Annotated in this window: 1 protein-coding gene; it reads left to right on the forward strand. The window is 74.0% G+C overall.

The window, feature by feature from the left end; translation table 11 throughout:
• A partial coding sequence (locus AMK19_RS34035) for a non-ribosomal peptide synthetase (RefSeq protein ID WP_143200568.1) occupies nt 1-4732 on the forward strand: 4732 nt, incomplete at both ends.

Consider the following 4732-nt stretch of genomic DNA (forward strand, 5'->3'; position numbering starts at 1 on the left):
GTCGGTGTCGACGACGACTTCTTCGCCCTCGGCGGCCACTCCCTGCTCGCCACCCGGTTGGTCAGCCGGGTGCGTGTGGTGCTGGGCCTGGAGCTGCCGATCCGGGTGCTGTTCGAGCGTCCGACGCCGGCCGCGCTCGCGGCCTGGCTGGCGGGCTCCGCCCGGTCGGACGGCGAGGGTGCCGACGGTGCCTCGACCGGCCGTCGCGCCCTGGTGCCGATGCCGCGTCCGGAGCGGCTGCCGCTGTCCTTCGCGCAGCGTCGGCTCTGGTTCCTGGAGCGGCTCGCGGGTCCGAGCAGCACCTACAACCTGCCCAGCGTGGTGCGGCTCTCCGGTGAGCTGGACGACGCGGCGCTGGTCGACGCGCTGCGCGATGTGATCGGCCGTCATGAGGTGTTGCGCACCGTCTTCGTGGAGGCGGACGGCGAGCCCTACCAGCGGATCCTGCCAGTGGCGGAGAGCGGCTTCGAGCTGGCCGTCGCCGACCTGACCGGCGCGGACCCGGCCGTCGTCGCCGAGGCGGTCGCCGGTGCGGCGGGCGGTGTCTTCGACCTGGGCGCGGAGATCCCGTTGCGGGCGAGCCTGTTCCGGGTGGGCGAGGACGAGCACGTCCTAGCCCTGACGATCCATCATATTGCCGGTGACGGCTGGTCCAGCGCTCCGTTGGCGCGCGACGTCTCGACGGCGTACGCGGCACGGCGTGCGGGCCGGGCACCCGAGTGGGCGGCGCTGCCGGTGCAGTACGCGGACTACGCGCTCTGGCAGCGCGAGCTGCTCGGGGACGAGCGGGACCCGGGCAGTCCGCTCTCCCGGCAGGTGGCGCACTGGCGTGCGGCGCTGGCCGATGCGCCGCAGGAGTTGGAGCTGCCCTTCGACCGGGCGCGGCCGGCGGTGGCGAGCCATTGCGGTCGGTCGGCCGGGATCGAGATCTCTCCCGAACTGCACGGCAGCCTCGCCGAGTTGGCCCGGGCCGAGGGCGTGACGCTGTTCATGCTGCTACATGCGGCGCTTGCCGTTCTGCTGTCCCGGCTGGGCGCGGGCACCGACATTCCGATCGGTGCCGCGGTGGCCGGCCGGACCGACGAGGCGATGGAGGACCTGGTCGGGTTCTTCGTCAACACCCTGGTCGTCCGCACCGACCTGTCCGGCGACCCGAGGTTCGTCGAGGTGCTCGGGCGGGTGCGGGAGTCGAGCCTGTCCGCGCTCGACCACCAGGACGTGCCGTTCGAGCGGCTGGTCGAGGAGCTGGCGCCGACCCGGTCGCTGGCCCGCCACCCGCTGTTCCAGGTGATGCTGACGGTGCAGAACACCGCCCGGGCGGCCGTCGAGCTGCCGGGCCTGGAGACCGGCCGCTGGTCGGCGGGATCCACGGCGGCGAAGTTCGACCTGGACCTGACGGTCGGTGAGTTCACCGGCCCGAACGGCCGGCCCGGCGGACTGCGGGGCACCCTCACGGCGGCCGCCGACCTGTTCGACCAGGCTTCGGTCGAGCGGATCGCCGAGCGCTGGGTGCGGGTGCTGGAGGCGTTGGCGGCCGACCCGAGGCTGCGGCTGAGTGCGGTGGATGTCCTGGCGGAGAGCGAGCGCGGGCGTCTGCTGACCGAGTGGGCGGGTACCGCCGGTGCGGCCGCCGACGCCTCCGCGACGCTGCCCGAACTGTTCGCGGCGCAGGTGGCCCGCACGCCGCAGGCCGTCGCGGTGGTCTTCGGTGACACCGAGCTGACGTACGCGGAGCTGGACGTGCGGGCCGAACGGGTGGCGCGGCGGCTGATCGGCCGGGGCGTCGGGCCGGACACGGTGGTCGCGGTGGTGCTGGAGCGCGGCATCGATCTGGTGGTGGCCCTGCTTGCCGTACTGAAGGCGGGCGGCGCGTATCTGCCGATCGATCCGGAGTCTCCGGCGGAGCGGATCGCGTTCACGCTGGCGGACGCGGGTGCGGTGGCCGTGCTGACGTCCGCCGGGTGTGCGGCTGTGCTGCCGCAGCCCGTCTCGGCGCCGCTGCTGGTACTCGGCGAGGAGGAGGGCGAGGGTGAGGTGCCCGTCGGACGCCGGGGTGTGCTGTTGCCCGGGCACGCGGCGTACGTGATCTACACCTCGGGGTCGACCGGGACGCCGAAGGGCGTCGTGGTCACCCACCAGGGCGCGGTGAATCTGCTGGCTGCCGGCGGCTGGGAGGTGGATGCCAACAGCCGGGTGCTGCAGTTCGCGTCGGTGGGATTCGATGCGGCGACCTGGGAGCTGCTGACCGCCCTGTGGTCGGGTGCCCGTCTGGTGCTCGCTCCGGCCGGGCAGCTGCTGCCCGGCGGCGGGCTCGCCGAGGTGGTGGAGCGGCACGGTGTCACCCACCTGCTGCTGCCGCCGACCGTGCTGGGGGTGATGGCGCGCGAGGACCTGGCGTCGGTGACCACGCTGTTCTCCGGCGGTGAGGCGCTGGACGGGGCCCTGGTGCGCCGTTGGGCGCCGGGCCGGCGGCTGGTCAACGCCTACGGACCGACCGAGGCGACGGTCTGCGTGACCACGGCCGGGCCGCTGGCGTCGGACGACGAGCCGACCATCGGGCGGCCGCACGCCGGTACCGGGGTGTTCGTCCTCGACGAGCGGATGCAGCCGGTGCCCGTGGGCGTGGCCGGCGAACTGTACGTCGCGGGCGGGCAGTTGGCCCGCGGATACCTGGGCCGCTCGGCGCTCACGGCGGAGCGTTTCTTGGCGAACCCGTACGGCCCGGCCGGGTCGCGCCTGTATCGCACCGGCGACCGGGCCCGCTGGGACCGGCACGGACGGCTGGTGTACGCGGGGCGGGCGGACGACCAGGTGAAGATCCGCGGGTTCCGGATCGAGCCGGGCGAGGTCCAGGCCGTCCTGGCGGGGCACCCCGGGCTGGCCCGGACCGCGGTGCTGGTCCGGGAGGACATCCCGGGGGACAAACGGCTGGTCGCGTACGTGGTGCCGACCGGTCGGGCGGGCGGTGAACTCGTCGATTCCGTACGGGAGTTCGTCGCCGACCGGCTGCCGCAGTACATGGTGCCGTCGGCGGTGGTGGTGCTGGATGCGCTGCCACTGACCGTCAACGGCAAACTCGATCGCAAGGCCCTGCCCGAGCCCGCGTACCGAGCCGGGCCCGGCCGGACCCCGGCGGGGCTGCGGGAGGAGCTGATGGCGGAGGTGTTCGCCCAGGTCCTCGGTGTGCCCGCGGTCGGGGTCGACGACGACTTCTTCGCGCTCGGCGGCCACTCGCTGCTGGCCACCCGCCTGGTGAGCCGGGTGCGCGGGGTGTTCGGTGCGGAGGTCGCGCTGCGGACCCTGTTCGAGACGCCGACGCCCGCCGGGCTGGCCGCGGCACTGGGCGGGGCCGGTGCGGCCCGGCCCGCGCCGACCGCCGCCGTCCGGCCCGAGCGACCACCGCTCTCCTTCGCCCAGCGCCGACTCTGGTTCCTGGACCAGCTGGAGGGCCCGGGCGCCACGTACAACATCCCGCTCGCCCTGCGGCTGTCCGGCCGGGTGGACAGCACGGCGCTGAACGCCGCGTTGCTCGACGTGATGGGCCGTCACGAGGTCCTGCGCACCGTCTTTCCCGTCGTGGACGGCGAACCGTACCAGCGCGTCATGGACCTCGGCGAGCTGGAGTGGGAGCTCGCCACGGCGCGGGTCGGCCGGGAGGAGCTGGCCGAGCTGCTTGTCCGGGCCGCGGCGCATCCGTTCGACCTTTCGGCGCACGCCCCGATCAAGGCCTGGCTGTACTCGGTCGCGGACGAGGAACACGTCCTGGTGCTGACGGTGCATCACATTTCTGCGGACGGCTGGTCGATGGCCCCGCTTGCCCGCGACCTGGCGGCTGCCTACGCGGCCCGCCTGGCGGGCGCGGCTCCCACCGCAGTTCCGCCGGCCGTGCAGTACGCGGACTACGCGCTCTGGCAGCGCGAGCTGCTCGGCTCCGAGGACGACCCGGACAGCGTGCTGTCCGCCCAGGTCGCCCACTGGCGGCAGGCGCTCGCCGGCCTCCCCGAGGAGCTGCCGCTGCCCACCGACCGCACCCGCCCGGCCGAGGCCACCCACCGGGCGCACCAGGTGCCCCTGGAGCTGCCCGCCGACCTGCACCGGCGGCTGCTGGCCGTGGCCCGGGAGCAGGGAGTGACCCTGTTCATGCTGGCCCAGGCCGCGCTGGCGGTGACGCTGCACCGCCTCGGCGCGGGCACCGACATCCCGGTCGGCACGGCGATCGCCGGCCGCACCGACGAGAGCCTGGACGACCTGGTCGGCTTCTTCGTCAACACCCTGGTGCTCCGCGCCGACCTGTCCGGCGACCCGACCCTGGCGGAACTGCTGCGACGGGTGCGGGAGAGCGGCCTCGCGGCCTTCGAGAACCAGGACGTGCCGTTCGAACGACTGGTCGAGGAGTTCGGCCAGGTTCGCTCGCTGGCCCGCCACCCGCTGTTCCAGGTGCTGTTGACGGTGCAGAACACCGCCGGTGCCGCGCCGGAACTCGCGGGCCTCACGGTCACCGGCCTGAACACTGGCGTGGCCACCACGAAGACCGACCTCGACGTGAGCCTCGGCGAGGAGCGCGACGCCCAGGGCGCCCCCGTCGGCCTGCGCGGAACCCTGAAGGCCGCGGCCGACCTGTTCGACCCGGAGACGGCCGAAAGCCTGGCCGCCCAACTGATGCGGGTGCTGACCGCGTTCACCGGCGACCTGGAGGTCGTCGTGGGTGATGTCGAGGTGCTTGATGCGGGTG

It is taken from the genome of Kitasatospora sp. CB01950, assembly GCF_001905465.1.
Taxonomy (GTDB): domain Bacteria; phylum Actinomycetota; class Actinomycetes; order Streptomycetales; family Streptomycetaceae; genus Kitasatospora.